Genomic DNA, 22,128 nt, shown 5'->3' on the forward strand with positions numbered 1-22,128 from the left:
CTAATATTAAGAGGCAGTAATGAGTACACGAGTGCTGATATGCGATGACTCAAAAATCGCGAGAAAACAGCTAACTAGAATTTTACCAACGGATTGGGATGTCGAAGTTGAGTATGCAGAACATGGCCAAGAAGCCTTAGACATTTTATCGTCTTCTGTATTTGATATTTTATTTTTAGATTTGAATATGCCAGTAAAAGACGGCTACGAAACGCTCGAAGCGCTTCAGTCTTTTGCTCAATCTCCTGCCGTTATTGTGGTCTCTGGTGATGTTCAGCCAAAAGCGATCGAGCGGGTGAAAAACATGGGTGCGGTGGCATTCCATAAAAAACCTGCCGAGGCGGATGAACTTCGCGCCTTACTTATTTCTTTAGGGCTCTTTTCCTCAAGTCAAAACGAAAATTACACGAATACTCATGTCGTTACGGCGGCAGAGCAGTTTTCTCTTAATGAGTGTCTGCAAGAAATCTCGAACATCGCCATGGGGCGTGCGGCCAGTGTTCTGGCGAATATGCTGAATGTTTTTATCAAATTACCTGTTCCTAAAGTAAATATCCTTGAAGTGGGTGAGCTTCAAATGGCGCTGGATTACAGTGTTAAAGAGGACAGTTGCTCTGCGGTATCTCAAGGTTTTGTTGGTTCTGGTATTGCGTTTGAAGCATTGCTTATTTTTAGTGATTCGAGCTTTCCCGACATGGCGGAGTTGCTGGGCGTAACAGAGGAAATTACAAGAGAGTTAGAAACCGAGCTTTTGATGGATGTCTCTTCCGTTCTTGTTGGTCCTTTTATGCAAGCCATTGGCAAGCAGTTGAACATTGATTTCAGCCACAGTCACCCAGTTCTACTGGGGCAGCACGTTAAAATCAAAGACATTATTAATGCTAAGAGAACGACTTGGAAGCGTACTTTGGCCGTTGAGATCGTCTATGAAGTAGAAAATTATCAAATAAATTGCGACTTAATGTTGTTGTTCACCGAAGATTCAGTAGCAACGCTTGAGAACCTGTTATCGTTTTTGGCTGAGGATGAATAATGAAAGAGTCAGAAGGGTTAGCTGATTTTCATTGGATGTTTGATATGCTCCATCATATTGATGTTGGGCTTGTCGTATTGAATACAAAGTATGAGATACAGCTTTGGAATAGCTTTATGGAAAACCACAGTGGTGTGAGCTCTTCTATTGCGAAGCAACAGTCACTATTAACGCTTTTTCCAGATTTAGATGCGAGTTGGTTACGCCAGAAGCTTGATAATGTATTTGGGTTGAAAACGCCTATATTTATCTCTTGGGAGCAAAGGCCGAATTTATTCCCTTTTAAAAGCTACCGACCCATCACAGGTGTTTCGGACAAGATGTACCAGAATGTAGCAATTAGGCCGATCTCTGAGCCAGATGGCTCGATCAAGCATCTTTGTTTGGTGGTTTATGATGTCACGGATATTGCGGTCAATAAAACAGCTTTATCGACTGCGAATGCAAGGTTGCAGAGGTTGACTAAGGCCTTATCGAAATAAGATAAGGCCAGTTCATGAATTAGGCTTTATGAGCTTTATAAAGGTCGGCTAGCTCGTTAGAAAGGTGATTGCCAAGCAGGCATTCACCCTGAGGGTCGATGAGTACGTGCCCATTCATTGCTTCTCGGCCGAGAAGCATTCTGTATCCCATGCTGTCTCGGTTTGTTAGTGTTACTTCGACGTTCCATGTTTTTTCGCCAAGAGACAGAGACGTGCTAATAACAGGGCGTTTTTCTTTGTCGCCGCTGGAGCTTTTAATCACTCTTTGGTCGATTAATGGCGCTTCACAATGAACGGTTGTTTTTCGATTGCCCTTTAATGGATGAACGTCAAATCGAACCCAATGCTCTTCATCTTTCATAAAGCGCTGAATATTGATGGCGTGCAATGAGGATGTTTTTGCGCCAGAATCTACTCTAGCTTTGATGGCTGGTATGTTAAGAGAGGGGAATGCACACCACTCGTCGCTACCAATGATCATTTTGGATTCGCTTAACTGATCCATAGATTTGAAGACACCTTTGAAAATATTAGCAATAGTAAGTTCATCTGTTGATAGCCATGTTTTATAGCGTAAAAGCAGTATGAGGTTAAGTTTTATTTAACGAAAAATAGGCTTATCTGCTTTGTTGAATTGTCAGTATCACTACAAACTATTGTAATCGTATCATCTGAAGTTAATATGTGTTCACAATAAACATTTAACGGAGTTGTTAATGAATGGCCGACTGATAAAAGAGTTGGAAGAGCTAGGTGGTGAGATCCGCCCAGCGAGCTTGAAGAAGTGCGATGAGATCATTATTGATCAACCCGGCTTTAGCGCAGCGATTGCGTTATGGGGAGGGCATTTAGAGAGCTTTATTCCTACTGGTCAAGAGGACCTTTTATTTCAATCTGAGAACCTAGGTGGAAAAGGGCGTTTTGAACGTCGTCATTTTGGTGTTCCAGTATGTTGGCCTTGGTTTGGGGCGAATGAAGAGCATGATGACTACCCAGCTCATGGTTTGGCTCGATATTTCCGTTGGGAGCTCATTGAAGCGGGTCATTTCAAAAATGGCGATGTGAAAATCGTGATTCGTCTTGCTTCCGAAGACCATCCTTTAATCGAAGAAATGTGGCCACATGCCTTTGAATTAAGACAAGTATTTCGATTCTCCAATAAAGGCTTCAGAATCAATTTTTCTGCAGCTAACTTATCTGATAAACCTATGCCAATCAGCGAAGCCTTACATACGTATTTCAATGTGGCTGATAACAAAGCAGCAGAAGTGCATGGTTTAGATCAAATCTCTTATGTTGATAAGTTCGACAATAGCGAGAAGAAACTGCAAGAAGGCATAGTGACACCATGTGATTGCATGGATCGAGTCTATTTATCCGCGCCAGATGAATGTGAGATCCAAGATCCTGTTTTCAATCGTAAGATTGTTATTCAGACGGAAGGAAGTCAAAGCACGGTTTTATGGAACCCTGGTGCTGAGCTTGCTAAAAAACGAACAGATATGGAAGACGAAGAGTATCGTCGTTTTGTCTGTGTCGAAGCTGCGAATGTTCTGACAGACGGCTATGAAATTGCGCCGGGTAGCATACATCAGCTTAAGTTAAAGGTGAAACTCAAACCTTTGGCCGATGAAGAGTAAAAACATCGTATAAACAAGAAACCCCACTGGGCATATGCCGAGTGGGGTTTCTTTTTGTCTCACTTCACAGGTTCAGATAAAGCTGAACCTGTAAGCGACTAGTCGATATTGTATTCCATGATCAATGGAGCATGATCAGAGAAGCGTTGACCTTTGTAAATACTACCGCCTTGAATCAAATTTTTGATACCAGGAGTGGTGATTTGATAATCTAAACGACCACCTTCATCTAATTTCCAAGCGCGTTCGTAATCCGGCCACCAAGTGTACTGTTTGTCTTGTTTGTTCACTTGGCGAAACGCATCAATGTATTCCATTTCATTGAAGATCTCGTTTATCCATTTACGCTCTTCTGGCAAGAAACCAGAGTTGCGTTGATTAACGAACCAGCTGCTTACATCAATCGGTGAGCGCGCCACATTGGCTGTACCACAGAAAATAAATTCACGACGCTTACGGCGAGTTTTTATTAAATGGTTTTTGAAGCCTTCCATAAAGCGGTATTTGTGCTCTTGTAACGCTTCTTCATGATTCGAGCCATGAGGCGTTAAAAAAGTACCGATACTTACTTTATCGAAATCCGCTTGAATAAAACGACCTTCGAAATCACATTCGGTAAAACCCATGCCGGTCATAATGGCTTTAGGCATGGTTTTACAATAAATCGCAACACCTGCCTGATCTGGGTTTTCCATTGAGTCAAAAAAGTAAGTATTGAACTCTGGTGGAAAGAAAACACTGTCATTTAAACTGCGTTCATCTGTCTGTATGTCTTGTAGACATACAACATCTGGGTTCTGACGAACCATCCATTCAAAAAAGCCGCGATCGGCTGCTTGTCTTATACCGTTTACATTAAGGCTGATGACCTTCATTTCTGGTCCCTACAATTCCTAGCCGTGTGTTATATTAGCGTCTATCCAAAGTTGGCATGGCTTCGCTCGATCTTGGCGACGCTGTGTTGTGTATTATTTATCTTTCTGGAGTTGGCATGAAACCTTACCAAAGAGACTTTATCGAATTCGCTATTGAACAAAACGTTTTGCGCTTTGGCGAATTTACTCTCAAATCAGGCCGCGTAAGCCCTTACTTTTTTAATGCTGGCTTATTTAGCTCTGGCCAAGCATTGGCAAAGTTAGGTCGCTTTTACGCAGCCTCACTAATGGAAGCAAATGTTCCATTTGATGTTTTATTTGGCCCTGCCTACAAAGGCATCCCATTGGCAACAACAACCGCTGTTGCGCTTTATGATCACCATGACGTAGATACACCATACGTATTCAACCGCAAAGAAGCAAAGGCTCACGGCGAAGGTGGCTCTCTTGTTGGGGCTCCATTAGAAGGTAACATCATGATTATCGATGATGTTATTACGGCTGGAACCGCTATCCGAGAAGTTATGGCTATTATTCAAGAAGCCAATGCCACTCCTGCTGGTGTTCTTATTGCCTTAGATCGTCAAGAACGAGGCCAAGGCGAATTGTCTGCCATTCAAGAAGTCGAGCGTGACTTCGATATGCCTGTTATCAGCATAGTGTCTTTAAATGACATCATGACGTATTTGGCAGAACAAGATGCGCCGGAATTTGCCGAACATCTTGGTGCAGTTAAAGCCTATCGCCATGAATATGGTATCTAATTTAGTGCTAAATCTAGGGTTTGAAAAGTGACTTCAAGCCCTAGCGGTTTATCATCAAGTTTTGTGCCAATACTGCCCATTGATCTTGCCAAACATCCATTGGCTTCACTTTAAATTCGCTGCGTACATAGTGGCGAATTTTCCCTTCAATAATAGCAACAAGAAAATTAGCACTTGGCGTTACGCCCATTGCTGGTCGTAAACCTTGTTTTAAATCTGCTTCACGAATAACTTGCTTCAACTGAGTTTCAATACGATCAAATACCTGGGCAATGCGAACTCGTAAACGCTCTGTTTCACCTGCTAGAGCGTCTGCTGTTAACAAGCGACACATGCCTGGGTTTTGTTCGGCAAAGCCAAGTATGAGCATGAGTATGGTTTCTATACGTACAACGACATCGCTTTCATTCTGAACAATAAGATTGATGCGGGTGAATAGAGATTCTTCAATGAATTCTATTAGGCCTTCAAACATCTTAGCCTTGCTAGGAAAGTGGCGATAAAGCGCCGCCTCAGAAACCCCAACTTGCTTTGCTAAAGCGGCCGTTGTAATGCGTGCACCTGGGCTGCTCTCTAGCATTTGAGCAAGTGCGTGCAGAATCTGTGTGCGACGATCGTTCTTCTTATTGCTCATGTGTCGTATCCAGTTTTAACTCGTATTATTCGTATAGTTTTTAGACTGTCTTTATTCGCCTAACTTGGTGTTGGAAATTAATGTACCAACGCCAGTATCTGTAAAGATTTCCAGTAAGGTAGCATGCGGAACTCGGCCATCAATAATGTGAGCACTTGTGACACCTGAGTTAACGGCCGATAGAGCGCAACTGATTTTCGGCAACATACCACCGTAAATTGTGCCATCAGCAATTAAAGCATCAACTTGAGCCGTACTTAGGCCAGTTAACACATTACCCTGCTTGTCTTGTACGCCAGAAATGTTGGTCAACAGCATTAGCTTTTCAGCGCCAACTGCTTCCGCAACTTTGCCTGCAACAAGGTCAGCATTGATGTTGTATGAGTTACCTTGATCGTCCACACCAATTGGAGCAATGACAGGGATTAGGTCGCTGCTTTCGAATAATTTTAAGAAGCTTGTATCAATGCTCGCCACTTCACCAACATGGCCAATATCTACTTGCTCTGGTGCTGTCATGCCTTCCGCTTGATGCTTAACGAAAAGCTTTTTGGCTTTTACGAAGCGGCTATCTTTACCTGTGATGCCGATGGCTTTACCGCCGGCTTCACAGATTAAGTTAACGATCTCTTTGTTTACTTGGCCGCCAAGCACCATCTCAACAACATCCATAGTTGCTGTATCAGTAACACGCATGCCATTAATGAATTTTGACTCAATATTAAGCTTGGTCAGCATCTCGCCAATTTGTGGGCCGCCACCATGAACAACGATAGGGTTAATACCAATGGCCTTCATCAAAACGATGTCTCGTGCGAATCCTGCTTGTAAAGACTCATCTGTCATTGCGTTGCCGCCGTATTTGATGACCAATGTTTTACCAGCGAAGCGTTGAATATAAGGCAGTGATTCACTTAAAACCTTAGCAACATCTAAAGCAGACTCACGAGAAAAAGGCACGTATTACATACTCCTATCAATAAGAACAAACTGGCTCGATGACAAAACGCCTCACCGTAAATCTTTACAGTAAAAGAAGAGAGTGCCATCGATAGATAAATTAGTGGGTTGTGATGTCAAAACGGTGACAGTCAAGGCTGGCAACGAGTGTAAGCAACCACTTAGGGTGGAAATAATAGCGTGATCTAAACGGATTAACTACAGAAATTTGTAATATAATTACAGAGTTAGCGGTCGAAAAAACAAATTTGATTCTTGTGTGTGAGAATGGATGAGTTATTTGAAAAAGTAACACGAAATAGATGAGAAAAACTCACCTACTCCGTAGTTTGATATTACTTTGTACCAGTGTGACCAAAGCCGCCTTCGCCGCGTTCAGTGCTTTCAAATTCAGTGACTATATCGAATTCTGCTTGTACAACAGGTAAAAGAACAAGCTGTGCAACACGCTCGCCAGGCTCTATTGTGAAAGTAGTATTTCCACGGTTCCAGCAGGAAACCATCAGTTCCCCTTGATAGTCTGAGTCAATTAATCCGACAAGGTTACCTAAAACAATACCGTGTTTGTGGCCTAATCCAGAGCGAGGAAGAATAGTCGCTGCTAAGTTTGGATCTTGGATGTAAATCGATAATCCAGTCGGCAGCAATGTTGTTTCACCTGGAGCAAGCTCAATAGGAGTGTCTAAACAAGCGCGCAAATCTAGGCCAGCAGAGCCTTCTGTTGCATAGGTTGGTAAAGGAATTTCTTTGCCAATTTTGTCGCTTAAAATCTTGAGTTGAATTGCTTGCTTCATATTGCTCTCTTTTTAATGTCTTCAATGTACAGAGGGAAACAGCCCTTAAAAAAGGTTAGTTCGCCTGAGTATGTTCGTAGATAAAGTTTACCAGCTGATTAGCAAGCTCGCTTTTGGCTGCTTTGGCTGGCTCCCATGTGTTTTCTTTAGTAATTACGGTGACTTGGTTTTCATCTTTATTAAAACCTATGTCGGAACGAGAGACGTCATTGGCAATAATAATGTCTAGACCTTTGCGCTCTAATTTGCCTTTCGCGTATTCGATCACATTTTGTGTTTCTGCTGCAAAACCTACCATCACTTTTGAGCGCTTTTGTTGGGCAAGAGTCGCAATGATGTCTGGGTTTTTGACAAGAGTAAGCTGAATTTCGTTAGTATCAGATTTCTTCTTCATCTTCTGATCTGTGGCTGTTTTCATTTTAAAGTCTGCCACGGCAGCGGCACCAATAAACACATCCGCTTGTTTTTCCATTGCCTGTTCGCAAGCAGCTAGCATTTCGTCTGCGCTTTTCACTGAAACCAAATTGACACCTTCTGGCGGCGTGCATTGTACTGGGCCGCTAACGAGTGTGACAGTCGCGCCTCGTTGTAATGCTGAAGACGCTAGCGCATAGCCCATTTTTCCTGAGCTGTGATTGCTGATGTAGCGAACAGGGTCGATAGCTTCCATCGTTGGGCCTGCGGTAATGACCCAATGCTGTCCAGCAAGGTCTTGCTTAATGCTTGTTGTTTGAAAATGCTCAGATATGGCGTTAAAAATATCAGCTGGCTCGCTCATTCTTCCAGGACCAATGTCACCACAGGCTTGCGCACCATCGGCAGGGCCAATGCTCAAAACGCCACGCTCTGTTAATAGTGCTGTATTGGCTTGAGTGGCTGAGTGGCGCCACATGGCTTGGTTCATCGCGGGTGCGATTAAAACAGGAGATTCTGTGGCGATGCATAAGGTAGAAAGTAAATCGTTCGCCATGCCTTGAGTGTAGCGTGCTATGAAATCGGCTGAGGCTGGAGCCACAACAATGAGATCTGCCCACTTTGCTAATTCAATATGACCCATTCCTGCTTCAGCATTTGGGTCGAGTAATGTGCTGCGTACTGGATGGCCTGAGATGGCTTGCAGTGTCATTTCTGTGACGAATGCTTTTGCTCCATCCGTTAGAACAACTTGAACGTCTGCGCCGGCTTTAGTTAATAAACGAATGAGTTCGATGCTTTTATAAGCAGCGATGCCGCCAGTAATGCCTAATAGAATGCGTTTTTGGGCTAGATGTGACATAAAAAACTTCTCAATTCGTTCTGTGATGGATTAAAGTTGATAACGAGGCAGGATGCCTTCTGTTATTCGTTATTTTATTTTGCTGTTGTTGAACTTGACAGCGCTTAAGCAAGATTACCATGGATCAAGGAGCAGATCATGAGTATAAAACATTGGCCCGCAGAGGAAAGACCTCGTGAAAAACTCATACATCAAGGGGCCGAAGCCTTAACCGATGCTGAGTTATTGGCGATTTTTCTGCGAACGGGTACCCAAGGTATTAGTGCTGTTGAGCTTGCTCGACAAGTATTGACCCAATTTGGCGGATTACGTTCCCTTATGTCGGCCAGTCGAGAAGAATTCTGTAAAGGTTTTGGTCTGGGGGACGCAAAATATACCCAATTACAAGCCGTTCTAGAAATGTCGAAACGCCATTTACAAGAACAACTCATGCGCGAAACGGTTTTTAGTAGCGCGGAACACGTCCGAACCTATCTCTCTTCACAATTACGCCATGCTCAGCGGGAAGTCTTTGCGGTTCTGTTTTTGGACTCGCAACACAGACTGATTTGTTATCAAGAACTTTTCATGGGCACCATTGATGCCGCGGCGGTTTACCCGAGGGAAGTGGTGAAAGCAGCATTAAAGTACAACTCAGCGGCGGTTATTCTGGCGCACAATCATCCCAGTGGTGTCGCCGAGCCAAGCCAAGCGGATATCTCGATTACAGGCCGTATTAAAGAAGCCCTTAGCCTTGTTGATGTCAGGTTGTTGGATCATTTTGTGGTTGGCGATGGCGCGCCTGTTTCATTGGCGGAAAGAGGTTTGCTTTAACAAACTCATTAATTGATCATTTTTTTAACAAAAAGTTTGCCGAATGGTCGATGTTATGGGAGAATTCGCGCCGCTATATCCTCGGTATGGGATTTTTTTGATTCATAAGGAATCATGCTCCGCCTGAGGAAGTGAAACACTTCCAATAATCTTTCTGGATAGCAAAAGGTATTTAATTATGTCTCGCGTATGTCAAGTTACTGGGAAACGTCCTGTTACAGGTAATAACGTTTCTCACTCAAAGCGTCGTACTAAGCGTCGTTTTCTTCCTAACCTTCATTGGCACCGTTTTTGGGTCGAAGGTGAAAACCGTTACATCCGTTTACGTGTATCTTCTAAAGGTATGCGTATTATCGATAAAAAAGGCATCGAAGCAGTTCTTGTTGAAATGCGTGCTAACGGCGAAAAAGTATAAGGATCTGAATCATGGCTTCTAAAGGCGCTCGCGATTTAATTCGCATGGTATCTTCTGCTGGTACTGGTCACTTTTACACAACTGACAAGAACAAGCGAAATACTCCGGATAAACTTGAAATGAAAAAGTTTGATCCAGTTGTACGTAAACACGTTATGTACAAAGAAGCGAAAATCAAATAATTTTTGATTCTTGCCGAAGAAACCGACTCATTGAGTCGGTTTTTTTGTATCTAGTAGAACGTCTTTAATGTTTGCCGAGGTCGCTTATGCCTGAATTGCCAGAAGTGGAAACCACGTTACGTGGTATAGAGCCTCATCTTGTGGGCCGAACCCTCTTTAAGATAGATATTCGTCAACCAAAGCTCCGTTGGCCAATTACGCCAGAGCTGAGCTCAGAAATGGTCGGACAAGAAATTACACACCTTTCTCGTCGCGGTAAGTATATTGGCGTTCATACGGCAAAAGGGACATTGATTGTTCACCTTGGCATGTCTGGTAGTTTGTATTTTGTGCCAGCTCAAACGCCACCTTTGTTTCATGATCATGTGGATTTCTGCTTTGCAGAAGATGAGCCATTGTTGCGTTATACCGACCCTCGCCGTTTTGGCGCTATTTTATGGACGACGAAAGATTGGCTCGAGCATGATTTGTTAAAACACCTTGGCCCAGAGCCTTTGTCTGATGCATTTAATGTAGACATGCTGCACGCTCGGGCGAAAGGTCGCAAAGTGCCAATTAAGACTTTTATTATGGACAGTAAAGTTGTGGTAGGCGCTGGAAATATTTACGCGAATGAAGCGCTTTTTAAAGCCGGCATTCATCCGAGCCGTATGGCGGGCAATATCAGTAAAAAGCGTCTGGCTATATTGGTAGAATGCATTAAGTTGGTGCTGGCAGCTGCAATCAAACAGGGCGGCACCACCTTGAAAGACTTTGTTGGCGGCGATGGAAAGCCAGGGTACTTCAAGCAAGAACTGCTAGTATACGGTCGAGCAGACAAGCCTTGTACGGTTTGTGGCACGACTCTAAAAGAGATTAGACAGGCTCAGCGAAGCACGGTTTATTGCCGAAAATGTCAAACTTGACCTTTTGTTCAGATTAGGCACGAGAATTGCTAATTAATCGTGCTAATAGAGAAATCATGATGTGAGTTTTTGATTGTCTTTACGGTTTTATGTGCAACAATATTGTTAAAAGAGTGCATATTTTATTGCGGTATTTTACTAATGGGTTTATTTTTGACCAATTGGGCAGAAGAATTAACCATATATTTAACTACACTAAAAAGAGGAATTGGAATGAAGGGTATATTTATTGCGTCTGTTACGGCGTTAGCTATCTCATCAACGATGGCTCAAGCAGCAGACCCTGCGGTTGTATATGATCAAGCTGGTAAATATGACAAGTCTTTTAACGAAGGTGTTTATAACGGCGTTAAGAAATACACTTCTGAAACTGGTATTCAAGTTCGTGAATTTGAACCAAAAAACGAAGCTCAGGTAGAACAGGGCCTACGTCGCCTTGCTAACCGTGGTTTCTCTCCAATTGTAACTGTTGGTTTCAACATGACATCAGCGGTTACTAAAGTAGCGCAAGACTTCCCTGATGTTCACTTCACTATCATCGATGGTGTGATCGATCTTCCAAACGTTCAATCTGTTGTGTTTAAAGAGCACGAAGGTTCTTTCATTGTTGGTGCGGTTGCTGCGATGAAGTCTGAAACTGACGCTGTTGGTTTCGTGGGTGGTATGGATATTCCTCTAATTCGTCGTTTTGCTTGTGGTTATGAGCAAGGTGCGAAATACGTTGCTTCAGGCACATCTGTTTACCAAAACATGACAGGTTCTACTGGTGCGGCATTTAACGACCCAACTAAAGGTTCTGAATTAGCTAAGAGCCAATTCTCTAAAGGTGCGGATGTTGTTTTCGCTGCGGCTGGTGGTACTGGTATCGGTGTTTATCAAGCAGCTAAAGATGAAGGCAAATTTGCTATTGGTGTGGATTCAAACCAAAACCACATCCAGCCAGGCACTATGCTAACGTCTATGGTTAAGCGTGTAGATCTAGCGGCATACAACACTTATAAAGATTCTGCAGCAGGCACTTGGGCGCCAGGTCTAGTTGTTCTTGGTCTAGCTGAAGGCGGTGTTGATTGGGCTCTTGATGACAACAATGCAAGCTTGATTACAGCTGACATGAAAGCGAAGGTAGAAGAAATTCGCGCTAAGATTGTAAGCGGTGAAATCGTTGTTCATGACTACATGTCAGACAACACTTGTAACTACTAAGTTGTAAGATAAAACAGCTGCCTGCCTTTCGCAGGCAGCTGTTTTTTTTGCTCTTATATTTTTTCATTAAATGCGACAACAACAGAGTTTTCATTGGCTTTTGTAGCAGGTAGTTAAGTTATTGCGAGAAAGTAGCAATAAAAACACCTAATGTGTTCTTGGTCTTGATATACACTTAGAGTGTTCCATTTTGAAGCAGATGAATTATTTTTAGATATGACGAATAAAACAAAGCCATACGCAATTGAATTGCAAGATATCAGCAAACGCTTTGGTGCCGTTCAGGCTAACAAAGATATTTGCTTACAAGTTCCAGTCGGCACAGTTCACGGCATAATCGGTGAAAATGGCGCTGGTAAATCGACTCTAATGAGCATTATTTATGGCTTTTATGAAGCTGATACAGGCCACATAGAAGTAGATGGCAAGCGTGTTGATATCCGCAGTTCTCAGGATGCTATTAATGCAGGCATAGGTATGGTGCATCAGCATTTCATGCTGGTAGAGAATTTCAGTGTACTTGAGAACGTTATCTTGGGTGCTGAGGGTGGCGCACTCTTAAAAGTTGGTGTGGACGCTGCACGAGTTGAGCTACAGCGTTTGGCGCAAGAATATAGCCTAGATATTGACGTAGACGCGATTGTGGAAGATCTTCCAGTTGGTCTACAGCAACGAGTAGAAATCTTAAAAGCCCTTTACCGTGGCGCTCGTATCCTCATTCTTGATGAACCAACGGGTGTGTTAACCCCGCAAGAAGCCGATCACCTTTTCCGTATTTTAAAAGCCTTGAAAGAACAAGGCGTGACCATTTTGCTTATCACTCATAAATTGCGTGAAATTATGGCTTCTACTGACAATGTTTCTGTCATGAGACAAGGTCAAATGGTGGCGCATCGTGAAACAGCTAAGACAGACAAAGAAGAGCTTGCTGAGTTAATGGTTGGTAAAAAAGTTCGTCTAACTGTTAATAAAGACGAAGCCAAACCAAGTGATGTATTCCTTTCTGCTAAAAACCTTTCTCAATTTGATAGCCAAGGCGTGAAGCGTCTTAAAGACGTGAGTTTAGAACTGCGCGCAGGTGAAATTCTTGGTATCGCAGGGGTTTCTGGTAATGGTCAAAGTGAGCTTTTGAATGTGCTTTCTGGCATTGAGCCAATGAGTGAAGGTGAAATTCATATCGCAGGCCAAGTAATTACTGCGAAAGCCCCGAAAAATGCCGCACAAATGCGTGAGCTTAAAATGGCCCACGTTCCTGAAGATCGTCACAAAATGGGCTTGGTAACAGGCTTTGAAGCTTATGAAGCTGCTGTGCTTGGTTACCACAATTCAGATGCTTACAACGGTAAGATTCTGATGAACCGTAAAGTGATGATTGATGAATGTAATGAGCGCATGGCTGATTGGGATGTTCGTCCGCCGAACCCTCATTTAAAAACAGCAAACTTTTCTGGTGGTAACCAGCAAAAAATCGTTATTGCTCGTGAAGTAGAGCAGAACCCAGATATCTTGCTGATTGGTCAGCCAACGCGTGGTGTAGATATCGGTGCGATTGAAAATATACACGAACAAATTGTTAAATTACGAGACTCTGGCAAAGCAATCTTGTTGGTCTCTGTTGAATTGGATGAAATTATGGCACTGAGTGATCGCATCATTGTTATGTTTGATGGTGCAGTTGTGGGCGAGCTTGATGCAAAAGACGCAGATGAACGAACCCTTGGCTTAATGATGGCGAACGCCTACAACGAAGAAAAAGCAGAGGTGTCAGCATGAGTCAGGCAAAAGTTCCTGCTTGGGTAAACATTGCGCTTATTCCTTTCTTAAACATCATGTTGGCTTTTATTGTGTCTGGTTTGGTGATTCTCGCCATTGGCGAAGACCCAATCGAAGCGGCGGGGTATCTGATTTATGGTGCGTTTGGCTACAACGAAGGCATCGGATACACCTTATATTACGCAACGAACTTGATCTTCACTGGTTTGGCTGTTTCGGTCGCCTTTAAAGGTGGCTTGTTCAACATAGGTGGAGAAGGTCAGGCGTATATTGGTGGTTTGGGTGTTGGCCTAGTGTGTTTGGCTTTAGACCACACAATGCCGTTTTACATCATTGCTCCTCTCGCCATTCTTGGTGCTGCCGCATTTGGTGCTGCATGGGGTTATATTCCGGCTTATCTACAAGCACGTCGTGGTAGTCACATCGTTATCACGACCATCATGTTCAACTTTATCGCTTCTTCTTTGATGGTTTACTTAATTGTGAACTGGTTAAAAGAAGACGGACGCATGGCACCGAACAGCCGTACGTTTGGCGAAAACGCTTGGATGCCTTACATACATGAATTCTTTGCGCCACTTGGTATTGATATTGGTGACTCGCCGCTTAACTTTGCTTTTGTATTAGCTTTAGTATGTTGTGTTTTTGTGTGGGGACTGCTTTGGCACACTCGCTGGGGTTATCAGTTACGTACATTAGGAACCAACCCAACGGCGGCTAAGTATGCTGGTATTGATACGGCAAAAGTAACCATTTGGGCGATGTTGATTTCTGGTGGTTTGGCTGGTTTTGTCGGTATCAATGAAATCATGGGTGTAAATCACAGCTTGCTGCTTAACTTCACCGCAGGTTACGGTTTTGCTGGTATTGCGGTTTCTTTGATGGGGCGCAACCATCCGATAGGAATTATCCTTGCTGCCATTCTGTTTGGTGCCTTGTACCAAGGTGGTTCAGAGTTGGCGTTTGAAATTCCGACCATCACACCAGAGATCGTTGTCGCGATCCAAGGTTTGGTTATTTTATTCTCTGGTGCGCTTGAACACATGTTTAAAGATCGCATCGAAGGCTTTTTTATTCGCAGAGCTGTGGCGTAGGGGAAGAATATGTTTGAAACATTAATACTTATGCTAGATGCAACCATGCGTGTATCTACGCCTTTGATTTTTGCTGCATTAGCGGGTTTATATTCAGAACGAGCGGGCATTGTTGATATCGGTTTGGAAGGTAAAATTTTAGGCAGTGCATTTGCTGCTGCGGCAGGCGCTGCAGTGTTCGGCTCTGCATGGATTGGTTTGTGCTTTGGCATCGCGACATCAGTCGCTTTGGCGATGATTCATGGCTTTGCTTGTATCACTCACCGTGGTGACCATATCGTTTCTGGTGTTGCGATTAACACCATTGTGGCGGGCTTAACGGTGACTTTGTCGATGAATTGGTTCGGTATGGGCGGCCAAACGCCAACACTGTCTGGTGATTCTCGATTCCTTTCTGTTACCTTGCCTTTTGCTGATGCATTAGCTGATGTTCCAGTGATTGGCTTAATTTATTCAGAACTATTGAGCGGCCATAATATTTTGGTTTACCTAGGCTTTGCCATGGTGCCATTAACCTATTGGGTTGTTTATAAAACACGTTTTGGTTTACGTCTTCGTGCGGTGGGTGAAAACCCTCATGCGGTTGATACAGCAGGTATTTCCGTTGCCTTTATTCGTTACCGTGCCTTGATTGTTTGTGGCATCTTGTGTGGTTTGGCAGGTGCTTATTTATCAACAGCACACAACGCAGGCTTTTTGAAAGACATGAGTGCAGGTAAAGGCTATATGGCTCTTGCAGCGCTTATCTTTGGTAAGTGGCGTCCCGTTCCTGTGTTGTTTGCATGTTTGTTGTTTGGTTTCTTAGATGCTGTTGCGATTCGTATGCAAGGCGTGGTGATTCCAGGCATTGGTGAAGTGCCAGTACAGGCGATCGAAGTGCTTCCTTATGTGTTGACCGTGTTGCTGCTTGCTGGATTCATTGGTAAAGCGATAGGGCCAAAAGCCGTCGGTCGACCTTATGTGAAAGAGCGAGCCTAATATGTCTGTTGTAAAGCAAGATGAAACGCTTTTTCAACTGGCAAAAGAAGCGATGAGTAAGGCCTATGTTCCTTACTCAGACTTCACAGTTGGAGCTGCGATTCGTACCGCCAGTGGCAATCTGTACAAAGGTTGTAATGTTGAAAACGCAGCTTATCCAGAAGGTGTCTGCGCCGAAGGTGGCGCTATCTCTGCCATGGTTTTAGGCGGTGATACGCAAATCAAAGACATTTATGTGATTGGTAAAGGCGATCAACTTGTTACGCCTTGTGGCGGTTGTCGTCAGAAGATTCGAGAGTTTTCGTCTACCGACACTATGATTCACATTTGTGGTCCAGAAGGTGTGCGTAAATCACTTACTATGGAAGAATTGCTGCCTTTCTCATTCGGGCCTGAAAATCTGAAGTAATTGGTTCTTCAAACGACTTGTCAAAAACCACGCCTTTGCGTGGTTTTTTTATAATAGGCGTTTAGGCAAAAGTGCTATCTAGTCGCTGAGTTTGCTTAGCATGTTCGGTGTCAGTTTGATTGTCGCAACCACTTGTCCAAAGTCATCTGGATCCCGCTGAATTGTAAAACCTAGATGGCGACAGAAGGCGATCATGCGTTTGTTTTCTGCCAGTACGATACCTTTCATCACTTTAATACCTTTGTCTGCCGCAACTTTGAACAGTTGTCGCATGAGATAAGAAGCCAGTCCTAATCCTTGAAACTCATCCCCTAAAACGACAGCAAATTCACAGCTTTGGTCGTCGAAGTTGTCCACATATCGCGCTGTGCCAATCAATAAATCTTGGCCATCTCGATTGATAACGGCCAACAGCGCCATTTCTCTGTCGTAGTCGATATGAGACATGCTCGCCAGCATACGCGGCGTTAGCTCTGATATGTTAGAGATGAAGCGGAAGTAGCGTGTTTCGTGAGACATACTGCGAACAAAATCCGCCAAAATAACGGCGTCTCTTGGTAAAACAGGGCGAACGGTCGCGACTTCATCATTTTTCAAAATCCGCTCGGAAACCCATTGTCTAGGATAAGGGTGAATTGCCAAATGTTCGTATCGTCGCTCACTTTTACGCGGTCGTAACGTTGCACTGACATCCGCATAGACGCTTCCCGTTTCATGTACCCTCAAATCAGCCAATTCTAGGCTTTCTATTTCAGGGAGTTCACAAACCATGGTGGATAAATTTCTCAGCAAGCTTTCTAATTCAAAGGATTCTTCTCCAGGAAAAGCCCGTTGTATTAGGTCTTTTGCTAAAACGGTATTGAGTGGCGGCAAAGCAACGGCTTCAACTTGTTTATGCTGATGAGCGCCTTCTAAAGACAAGCCAATTGCCGGTCCAAATATTGGGTCTTGGAAAACGCGTAAGTGAATCGGCGCTAATAACTGGTGAGATGCTTGCCTACGAGAAATTAAGGGAATATGGAACAACTCAAAAATGCTGCGCAAATCGTCTGCGGTTGCTGTACTTTGTCCGGCTTTTAATAGCTCATTCAGGTTGTTAGTCGCTTCTGATACATCAATTTTAAAACGAAATGCATGACTGTCTGGTGATTGCTTTGCCAATAACTGATTGCGCTGGAATTGCACTAAAAACTGAAAGCCCTCAATCGCCGTTTCGGGCGTTCGGAAAGTTGGAATCCCAGCTTCGTTGATGCGAGTACGCATGTTGGTCATGTTGCCGCCGCCAAGCAAACAGACCATGACGAGCTTTTTCTGGTCTCGATGAAGCTTGGTTATTAGGTCGTACAAGGAGTCGATATCGATCAAGGCGGTTGGGCTTAGGGTGAGTAAGACGGCACCGCATTGCGGGCTGCTGAGTGCGTCTGCGGCTAAATCAATAAATAAATCAGTAGCACAACTTGCCCAAACAGTTGTGACTGGGCCAATACCGCCTCGTCCCATCATGGTGGATTCTAGTTTTTCGCACAGCTCACCTTCTGGTGTGAGTAAATCGACATTCAATTCCATCGCGCGTTGGGCGGCTAGTTCGCCAGGGCCAGCGCCGTTCCCGATAATTAATAAAGAGCCATCTTTGACGCGACGAGCGTTCGTCATTACTGACGCCGCAGCGATTAAATCGTTTAGGCGACGACCGCGAACCGCGCCAGTTCGGCTAAGGGCGGCATCCAGTACGCGTTCGTCAGAGCCAACCGAGTGCTCGGTAACCACGGCGACAGGTTTGCTTCGACCTGTGGCGCGTAAGCTACTCAAGAAACGAGTTGGACGACCGATTTTTTGCAGATACATTAGGATGGCCTGACTGTCGAAATCGGTTGATAAATAATCCAGAACTTGTGACGGCATCACATCAACAGGCGAACCCATTGATACAACTTGAGAGAAGCCGATGCCTTGCCATGTTGCCCAATCGACTAAGGCACTGGCAACGGTGCCAGATTGAGACATCAAGGCTAATCGCCCTGTTAATGGCTGAGTTAAGCCAAGCCAAGCGTAAACCCCTTGTTTAGGGCGGCAAATACCAAAGCTGTTTGGGCCAAGCAAACGAACATTGTGCTTGCGCAATATGGGAATCAACTTGGCTTCAGGTTCACCTGTCCAAGACAGCATCAACAAAGAGCCTATGTCAGCTTCGCCACATGCCGCAATAATGTCTTCCATTGATGAATTGGAATGAGTACCAACCAGCACAGCAAGATCTGGGCTTGGCTTTGCTCCATTTGAAACAATGCATTCATCCAAAGACGTAAACAAAGGGAATGAAAAAGAGGCCGCAGGTTCCGAGCCTACCAAGCTAACAGGGCAAGACTTTTGACGACTAGATTTGTCTGTATGAGCCAAGGACTTCAATAGCGCCAGCATGAGAGGATCGTTTGCATCGTCACCGGTCAAAACCACCATGGACTTTGGTGCAAGTAAGGGATGCAATGCATGTTGGCTCATTGACGTTCTCCGAGTGGCTAATACAGAACAAAAAATTAAGGTACCACGGTTTCTATCTTTATGGATTGTAGACCATGGTAGGGTAGACTGTCTTTGTGGTTTTCGTTAAAACAACGAGAGTAAAAACAAGAATAAAGAACCCGAGAGACGAGATGACAACCGCCTACATTACACATACTTATTGTGACCGCCACAACATGGGTGATGATCATCCAGAGTCACCGAAACGTCTTGGAGCAATCCAAAACCGTTTGATTACCGGACAGTTGATGGATTTTATCCGCCGCCTAGAAGCCGATCCTGCTACTTATGAACAGCTAGTTCAAACCCATGAAACCGCTTATGTGGATTCTATTTTTGCCCGAGCACCAGAATCAGGGCATGTTGAATTAGAGCCAGAAACCTTGATGATGCCGCATACATTAGACGCAGCTCTTCATGCCGCTGGCTCTGTGGTGAAAGCAGTCGATTTAGTCATGACAGGTGAAGTGGATAATGCTTTTTGTGCAATTCGTCCGCCGGGACATCATGCGGAATCCGACAAAGCCATGGGTTTTTGTTTGTTCAACAACATCGCCGTTGGCACGCGCCACTCTATTCATCAATACGGTTTAGAACGAGTCGCCATTGTTGATTTTGATGTTCATCACGGTAACGGCACAGAAGATGTTTTTAAAGCGGATACCAAAGTATTGTACGCATCCAGTTATCAACATCCGTTTTATCCTTACGCCGATCCGGGTGCTTCCCACGACAATATTCTTCACATGCCATTGGAAGCGGGTTCTGGCAGCGACGCTTTCCGCGCCATTATCACCGAGCAACTTCTGCCAGCGCTGGACGCGTTCAAGCCTCAGCTCATCATGATCTCTGCAGGTTTCGACGCACACAAAGAAGACCCAATGGGACAGTTAAGACTAGACGAAGCGGACTTCACGTGGATTACCGATGTGTTAATGGATGCGGCTGATAAGCACTGCGAAGGACGCGTGGTCTCTGTGCTGGAAGGCGGCTACAACATAGACGCACTAGGGCGAGCCGCGTTTTGTCACATCAAGAGCTTGATGAGGTTGTAAAAAAGGGAGAAAACCTGAATTGGCTTACTCCCTTAGTGTCGTAAGTTGTGCTTTTCTAAATTAAGCCAAGTTCAGTTGAATCAGTGTATAACCATAAATACAGGCGCAGCCAAGTAGCATTAAAAGCATTAACTCTTGGAAGCCTTGCGGTAGCGAGTTGATCTTAGTTTGAAGCCAGCCAAGCGGTGTGCTGAGATAAGAGGGTGATTTATCCAATGATATGTTTGGCAAGCTGGTGATCATCATAGCGAAGCCTGAAATCAGTGCAGCAATTCCCCAAAACTCATCAAAATGTTGAGCGCCATACCAAAAAGCATTCCATGCACCCATCAAAAAAGTAATGGCAAAGATCTTATCCTGATACTTCTTCAAACGCTTCTCAACAGGATTAGGGATCGACAGAAACAAAATAAGTGCCATAAAAATCGTGACCACAATGCCCATATCGGAGCCCTTTTTGAGTGTTTATGCGAGATAGAAAACGCGCAGGCAGACTAAGCCTATCCGTTATTTTAGTCTTTAGACGTAGAGTCATTCACTGTTCTTACACAAAAAATGGAAAAATTCGTTTTTTCTTTAATCATCGCCAGCACTTTACGTCCACAAAGGTCTAGTCTCCCAATCTAAAGGGAAGCCCATTTTTGTCGTGTCTATATCATGAGTTTTTATTAAATTTTTAACACGAGATTTCCAATGATGTTCAGGAGAAATAATATTCATAATGTAGAGAATGATCGTCAAAGTGTTGTAGAGCTTTTTTAAATTTCTATTTTCGTTAGGCAGGTTCAAAAGACTATTAATCAAGTCACTTGGGCCATTTTTGGGAAGCTTCATTTGTTTAGGGAATACTCGGTTCCATAGCCTTGCATGATGAGCCGCTTTGTTCCTTACTAAAGATAAGTGCTCGCAAAAAGAGGTCATGATTGCTTCGTTAAGGCTATAGGCCTGACTGATCGCCATACGATCGCTTCTCTGGTTTATATTGGAAAACCACTTAGATAATTGTCCCATGGTCATTAATTCAACCACAGCCCATATTGGAGGCAAATCTTCTCTGTACTTTGTTCTTAGGTGGCAAATAAAGTCTTCGTCACTTTGGTTTACCTCATGTTCTAATTTCTTTCGTCCATTTTGATATTTTCTGTCGTCTTTAAAATTGTTACTGATAAGGTGTGGATGAGATGTATTGTGGCGATGACTTAATTGATAAGCCATTTGCGTGCGCAGAGAAACCTCGATTCGCTCAATAGCATCCATTAGCAATAAACGAAGCTCCCGATCAAAAGTATATAAATTAAGCACATCATCAAAAGTGGTTCCTTCCAATATCTGGTGAGTGTCATGATCCGTTTCAAATGGAATGCAATAGGCTGCTAGACGATAGTAATTGAGCTGGGATAAGTAGAATTCAGCTTTGTTTGTGTCTTGGATAATTAAGCCATGAGATTTCAGAATAGTGACCTGTTCTGAAAATGTTTTAGGAGGTTTATTGAAAGGAATTTTGTTCTGGTCAGTCATTTTCTACTCCCCAGAAACAAGTAACCCCTCGCAGGGCGCTGATCTTACGGGTAGCGGGAGGGGTGTTGTTGCTGTTCATTATAGCCATTGAATCATCTGTTGCAACGTTTTTGTATGCTCTTATTGAGCAAGACTGCAACGGGGAAAACGGGTAAATCCTTATATATTTAAACATACTACCTTCCATGAGTACGAATTAGAGAAATCCAAATTTGAGAGTTTAGCTTTTTCCTAGATTACCGATTTTTCTGACGTTTTGCCTCAATTTAAGGGACAGAGTAGGTTTTAATGGGCTGAAAGTGCTTTATAAAAATTCGGGTTCTCTTTAATCGTTGCCAATACTTTCACCGCCAGTCCTGTAGGGGTTCGGCGTCTACTTTCCCAGCTTTTAATCGTATCAACACTGGTGCCAAGCGCTTTGGCGAAATCTGCTTGAGAGACTTGTAAATTATGGCGAATGCTCTTTACATCCGCGATTTCAAATCGCGTCACTCTCGCGGCTGCTTTATCGCCTTGATGTATCTCGACGGCTTCTTCTAAAGAGGATTTTAGATCGTTAAAAATGCTCATGTTAAACCTCGCTCTTTAATAGTTTTGTTAGTTTTTCCTGAATTCGATTTTCTCGGCCTTGGTTAGGCTATCTTTTGTATTTTTCGGGTAAGCCATAATCAGGTAAATGGTTTCTTGTGTCGCTAAAAAGTACACCACTCTCGTGCTGCCGCTTTTACCTTGGTTCCTTATTGCCATTCTGACTTTGCGTAATCCGCCAGTGTCTTGGATCAAATCACCCTTTTGGGTTGTGCTA

General features: G+C 43.7%; 25 protein-coding genes. 14 read left to right on the forward strand and 11 right to left on the reverse strand.

What is annotated here, in order from left to right:
* Positions 1–19 precede the first annotated feature (19 nt).
* Positions 20–1,033 (forward strand): response regulator, encoded by a 1,014-nt coding sequence (locus ACMUMQ_RS06225; RefSeq protein WP_414681149.1) that lies wholly within the window; start codon positions 20–22, stop codon positions 1,031–1,033.
* Positions 1,033–1,515 (forward strand): nitrogen regulation protein NR(II), encoded by a 483-nt coding sequence (locus ACMUMQ_RS06230; protein WP_414681150.1) that lies wholly within the window; start codon positions 1,033–1,035, stop codon positions 1,513–1,515. Before ACMUMQ_RS06225 ends, ACMUMQ_RS06230 begins: the two co-directional genes overlap by 1 nt.
* Before the next feature lie 19 nt (positions 1,516–1,534).
* On the opposite strand, the gene ACMUMQ_RS06235 is transcribed toward ACMUMQ_RS06230, so the two are convergent.
* Entirely contained in the window at positions 1,535–2,020 is a 486-nt protein-coding gene (locus ACMUMQ_RS06235) for an ATP-dependent zinc protease family protein (protein WP_414681151.1), read from the reverse strand.
* Positions 2,021–2,231: 211 nt separating this feature from the next.
* Between ACMUMQ_RS06235 and ACMUMQ_RS06240 the strand changes: the two genes are divergently transcribed.
* Positions 2,232–3,155, forward strand: coding sequence for a D-hexose-6-phosphate mutarotase (locus ACMUMQ_RS06240; protein WP_414681152.1), 924 nt, complete (start codon positions 2,232–2,234; stop codon positions 3,153–3,155).
* Positions 3,156–3,253: 98 nt separating this feature from the next.
* Here ACMUMQ_RS06240 and ACMUMQ_RS06245 read toward each other — a convergent pair whose 3' ends face one another.
* Positions 3,254–4,030, reverse strand: coding sequence for an exodeoxyribonuclease III (locus tag ACMUMQ_RS06245; RefSeq protein WP_317005853.1), 777 nt, complete (start codon positions 4,028–4,030; stop codon positions 3,254–3,256).
* 116 nt (positions 4,031–4,146) lie between these two features.
* Between ACMUMQ_RS06245 and pyrE the strand changes: the two genes are divergently transcribed.
* On the forward strand, positions 4,147–4,794 hold the full coding sequence (pyrE, locus tag ACMUMQ_RS06250) for an orotate phosphoribosyltransferase (RefSeq protein WP_414681452.1): 648 nt from the start codon (positions 4,147–4,149) through the stop codon (positions 4,792–4,794).
* Between the two features lie 40 nt (positions 4,795–4,834).
* Here pyrE and slmA read toward each other — a convergent pair whose 3' ends face one another.
* The 4 genes from slmA to coaBC form a co-directional block, all read right to left on the reverse strand.
* A complete protein-coding gene (gene slmA, locus ACMUMQ_RS06255; protein ID WP_414681153.1) occupies positions 4,835–5,428 on the reverse strand; it encodes a nucleoid occlusion factor SlmA in 594 nt (197 codons plus the stop codon).
* Between the two features lie 51 nt (positions 5,429–5,479).
* A complete protein-coding gene (gene argB / locus ACMUMQ_RS06260; protein ID WP_414681154.1) occupies positions 5,480–6,388 on the reverse strand; it encodes an acetylglutamate kinase in 909 nt (302 codons plus the stop codon).
* 335 nt (positions 6,389–6,723) lie between these two features.
* Positions 6,724–7,182, reverse strand: coding sequence for a dUTP diphosphatase (dut, locus tag ACMUMQ_RS06265; protein ID WP_317005855.1), 459 nt, complete (start codon positions 7,180–7,182; stop codon positions 6,724–6,726).
* Positions 7,183–7,237: 55 nt separating this feature from the next.
* Complete coding sequence (gene coaBC, locus ACMUMQ_RS06270) at positions 7,238–8,458, reverse strand: bifunctional phosphopantothenoylcysteine decarboxylase/phosphopantothenate--cysteine ligase CoaBC (protein WP_414681155.1); 1,221 nt, start codon at positions 8,456–8,458, stop codon at positions 7,238–7,240.
* 138 nt (positions 8,459–8,596) lie between these two features.
* On the opposite strand from coaBC, the gene radC reads away from it, so the two are divergent.
* The 9 genes from radC (at position 8,597) to cdd (ending at position 16,230) form a co-directional block, all read left to right on the forward strand.
* Entirely contained in the window at positions 8,597–9,271 is a 675-nt protein-coding gene (gene radC / locus ACMUMQ_RS06275) for a RadC family protein (RefSeq protein WP_414681156.1), read from the forward strand.
* 178 nt (positions 9,272–9,449) lie between these two features.
* A complete protein-coding gene (gene rpmB / locus ACMUMQ_RS06280) occupies positions 9,450–9,686 on the forward strand; it encodes a 50S ribosomal protein L28 (protein WP_317005857.1) in 237 nt (78 codons plus the stop codon).
* 11 nt (positions 9,687–9,697) lie between these two features.
* Positions 9,698–9,868 carry a 50S ribosomal protein L33 gene (rpmG, locus tag ACMUMQ_RS06285; protein WP_011978459.1) on the forward strand — a complete coding sequence of 57 codons (171 nt, stop codon included), beginning with the start codon at positions 9,698–9,700 and terminating at the stop codon, positions 9,866–9,868.
* A gap of 86 nt (positions 9,869–9,954) precedes the next feature.
* Positions 9,955–10,773 carry a bifunctional DNA-formamidopyrimidine glycosylase/DNA-(apurinic or apyrimidinic site) lyase gene (gene mutM / locus ACMUMQ_RS06290; protein ID WP_414681157.1) on the forward strand — a complete coding sequence of 273 codons (819 nt, stop codon included), beginning with the start codon at positions 9,955–9,957 and terminating at the stop codon, positions 10,771–10,773.
* Between the two features lie 213 nt (positions 10,774–10,986).
* Positions 10,987–11,976 carry a BMP family lipoprotein gene (locus ACMUMQ_RS06295; protein WP_414681158.1) on the forward strand — a complete coding sequence of 330 codons (990 nt, stop codon included), beginning with the start codon at positions 10,987–10,989 and terminating at the stop codon, positions 11,974–11,976.
* 216 nt (positions 11,977–12,192) lie between these two features.
* The gene (locus ACMUMQ_RS06300) at positions 12,193–13,749 is read left to right on the forward strand and encodes an ABC transporter ATP-binding protein (RefSeq protein WP_414681159.1); all 1,557 of its coding nucleotides are present in this window, start codon (positions 12,193–12,195) and stop codon (positions 13,747–13,749) included.
* Positions 13,746–14,843, forward strand: coding sequence for an ABC transporter permease (locus ACMUMQ_RS06305; protein ID WP_414681160.1), 1,098 nt, complete (start codon positions 13,746–13,748; stop codon positions 14,841–14,843). The genes ACMUMQ_RS06300 and ACMUMQ_RS06305 overlap by 4 nt, the downstream gene beginning before the upstream one ends.
* A 9-nt stretch (positions 14,844–14,852) precedes the next feature.
* On the forward strand, positions 14,853–15,821 hold the full coding sequence (locus ACMUMQ_RS06310; protein WP_414681161.1) for an ABC transporter permease: 969 nt from the start codon (positions 14,853–14,855) through the stop codon (positions 15,819–15,821).
* Position 15,822: 1 nt separating this feature from the next.
* Entirely contained in the window at positions 15,823–16,230 is a 408-nt protein-coding gene (gene cdd, locus ACMUMQ_RS06315) for a cytidine deaminase (protein WP_414681163.1), read from the forward strand.
* A 78-nt stretch (positions 16,231–16,308) separates the two neighbouring features.
* Here cdd and ACMUMQ_RS06320 read toward each other — a convergent pair whose 3' ends face one another.
* Positions 16,309–18,729 (reverse strand): bifunctional acetate--CoA ligase family protein/GNAT family N-acetyltransferase, encoded by a 2,421-nt coding sequence (locus tag ACMUMQ_RS06320; protein WP_414681164.1) that lies wholly within the window; start codon positions 18,727–18,729, stop codon positions 16,309–16,311.
* 152 nt (positions 18,730–18,881) lie between these two features.
* On the opposite strand from ACMUMQ_RS06320, the gene ACMUMQ_RS06325 reads away from it, so the two are divergent.
* Positions 18,882–19,805, forward strand: coding sequence for a histone deacetylase family protein (locus tag ACMUMQ_RS06325; RefSeq protein ID WP_414681165.1), 924 nt, complete (start codon positions 18,882–18,884; stop codon positions 19,803–19,805).
* 60 nt (positions 19,806–19,865) lie between these two features.
* Here the strand turns inward: ACMUMQ_RS06325 and ACMUMQ_RS06330 are convergent, their stop codons facing one another.
* The 4 genes from ACMUMQ_RS06330 to ACMUMQ_RS06345 form a co-directional block, all read right to left on the reverse strand.
* Complete coding sequence (locus ACMUMQ_RS06330) at positions 19,866–20,249, reverse strand: hypothetical protein (RefSeq protein ID WP_414681166.1); 384 nt, start codon at positions 20,247–20,249, stop codon at positions 19,866–19,868.
* A gap of 150 nt (positions 20,250–20,399) precedes the next feature.
* Positions 20,400–21,323 (reverse strand): Abi family protein, encoded by a 924-nt coding sequence (locus ACMUMQ_RS06335; RefSeq protein ID WP_414681167.1) that lies wholly within the window; start codon positions 21,321–21,323, stop codon positions 20,400–20,402.
* Positions 21,324–21,608: 285 nt separating this feature from the next.
* On the reverse strand, positions 21,609–21,893 hold the full coding sequence (gene nadS / locus ACMUMQ_RS06340; RefSeq protein ID WP_414681168.1) for a NadS family protein: 285 nt from the start codon (positions 21,891–21,893) through the stop codon (positions 21,609–21,611).
* Positions 21,894–21,920: 27 nt separating this feature from the next.
* A complete protein-coding gene (locus tag ACMUMQ_RS06345) occupies positions 21,921–22,106 on the reverse strand; it encodes a type II toxin-antitoxin system RelE/ParE family toxin (RefSeq protein ID WP_414681169.1) in 186 nt (61 codons plus the stop codon).
* Positions 22,107–22,128: the final 22 nt, after the last annotated feature.

It is taken from the genome of Marinomonas algae, from assembly GCF_047525555.1.
Classification (GTDB): Bacteria; Pseudomonadota; Gammaproteobacteria; order Pseudomonadales; family Marinomonadaceae; genus Marinomonas.

What these genes read in the sequence shown, in the direction of transcription:
- ACMUMQ_RS06225 (WP_414681149.1), top strand. Translation starts at nt 20, where the DNA reads ATGAGTACACGAGTGCTGATATGCGATGACTCAAAAATCGCGAGAAAA.
- ACMUMQ_RS06230 (WP_414681150.1), top strand. Translation starts at nt 1,033, where the DNA reads ATGAAAGAGTCAGAAGGGTTAGCTGATTTTCATTGGATGTTTGATATG.
- ACMUMQ_RS06235 (WP_414681151.1), bottom strand. Translation starts at nt 2,020, where the DNA reads ATGGATCAGTTAAGCGAATCCAAAATGATCATTGGTAGCGACGAGTGG.
- ACMUMQ_RS06240 (WP_414681152.1), top strand. Translation starts at nt 2,232, where the DNA reads ATGAATGGCCGACTGATAAAAGAGTTGGAAGAGCTAGGTGGTGAGATC.
- ACMUMQ_RS06245 (WP_317005853.1), bottom strand. Translation starts at nt 4,030, where the DNA reads ATGAAGGTCATCAGCCTTAATGTAAACGGTATAAGACAAGCAGCCGAT.
- pyrE (WP_414681452.1), top strand. Translation starts at nt 4,147, where the DNA reads ATGAAACCTTACCAAAGAGACTTTATCGAATTCGCTATTGAACAAAAC.
- slmA (WP_414681153.1), bottom strand. Translation starts at nt 5,428, where the DNA reads ATGAGCAATAAGAAGAACGATCGTCGCACACAGATTCTGCACGCACTT.
- dut (WP_317005855.1), bottom strand. Translation starts at nt 7,182, where the DNA reads ATGAAGCAAGCAATTCAACTCAAGATTTTAAGCGACAAAATTGGCAAA.
- coaBC (WP_414681155.1), bottom strand. Translation starts at nt 8,458, where the DNA reads ATGTCACATCTAGCCCAAAAACGCATTCTATTAGGCATTACTGGCGGC.
- radC (WP_414681156.1), top strand. Translation starts at nt 8,597, where the DNA reads ATGAGTATAAAACATTGGCCCGCAGAGGAAAGACCTCGTGAAAAACTC.
- rpmB (WP_317005857.1), top strand. Translation starts at nt 9,450, where the DNA reads ATGTCTCGCGTATGTCAAGTTACTGGGAAACGTCCTGTTACAGGTAAT.
- rpmG (WP_011978459.1), top strand. Translation starts at nt 9,698, where the DNA reads ATGGCTTCTAAAGGCGCTCGCGATTTAATTCGCATGGTATCTTCTGCT.
- mutM (WP_414681157.1), top strand. Translation starts at nt 9,955, where the DNA reads ATGCCTGAATTGCCAGAAGTGGAAACCACGTTACGTGGTATAGAGCCT.
- ACMUMQ_RS06295 (WP_414681158.1), top strand. Translation starts at nt 10,987, where the DNA reads ATGAAGGGTATATTTATTGCGTCTGTTACGGCGTTAGCTATCTCATCA.
- ACMUMQ_RS06300 (WP_414681159.1), top strand. Translation starts at nt 12,193, where the DNA reads ATGACGAATAAAACAAAGCCATACGCAATTGAATTGCAAGATATCAGC.
- ACMUMQ_RS06305 (WP_414681160.1), top strand. Translation starts at nt 13,746, where the DNA reads ATGAGTCAGGCAAAAGTTCCTGCTTGGGTAAACATTGCGCTTATTCCT.
- ACMUMQ_RS06310 (WP_414681161.1), top strand. Translation starts at nt 14,853, where the DNA reads ATGTTTGAAACATTAATACTTATGCTAGATGCAACCATGCGTGTATCT.
- cdd (WP_414681163.1), top strand. Translation starts at nt 15,823, where the DNA reads ATGTCTGTTGTAAAGCAAGATGAAACGCTTTTTCAACTGGCAAAAGAA.
- ACMUMQ_RS06320 (WP_414681164.1), bottom strand. Translation starts at nt 18,729, where the DNA reads ATGAGCCAACATGCATTGCATCCCTTACTTGCACCAAAGTCCATGGTG.
- ACMUMQ_RS06325 (WP_414681165.1), top strand. Translation starts at nt 18,882, where the DNA reads ATGACAACCGCCTACATTACACATACTTATTGTGACCGCCACAACATG.
- ACMUMQ_RS06330 (WP_414681166.1), bottom strand. Translation starts at nt 20,249, where the DNA reads ATGGGCATTGTGGTCACGATTTTTATGGCACTTATTTTGTTTCTGTCG.
- ACMUMQ_RS06335 (WP_414681167.1), bottom strand. Translation starts at nt 21,323, where the DNA reads ATGACTGACCAGAACAAAATTCCTTTCAATAAACCTCCTAAAACATTT.
- nadS (WP_414681168.1), bottom strand. Translation starts at nt 21,893, where the DNA reads ATGAGCATTTTTAACGATCTAAAATCCTCTTTAGAAGAAGCCGTCGAG.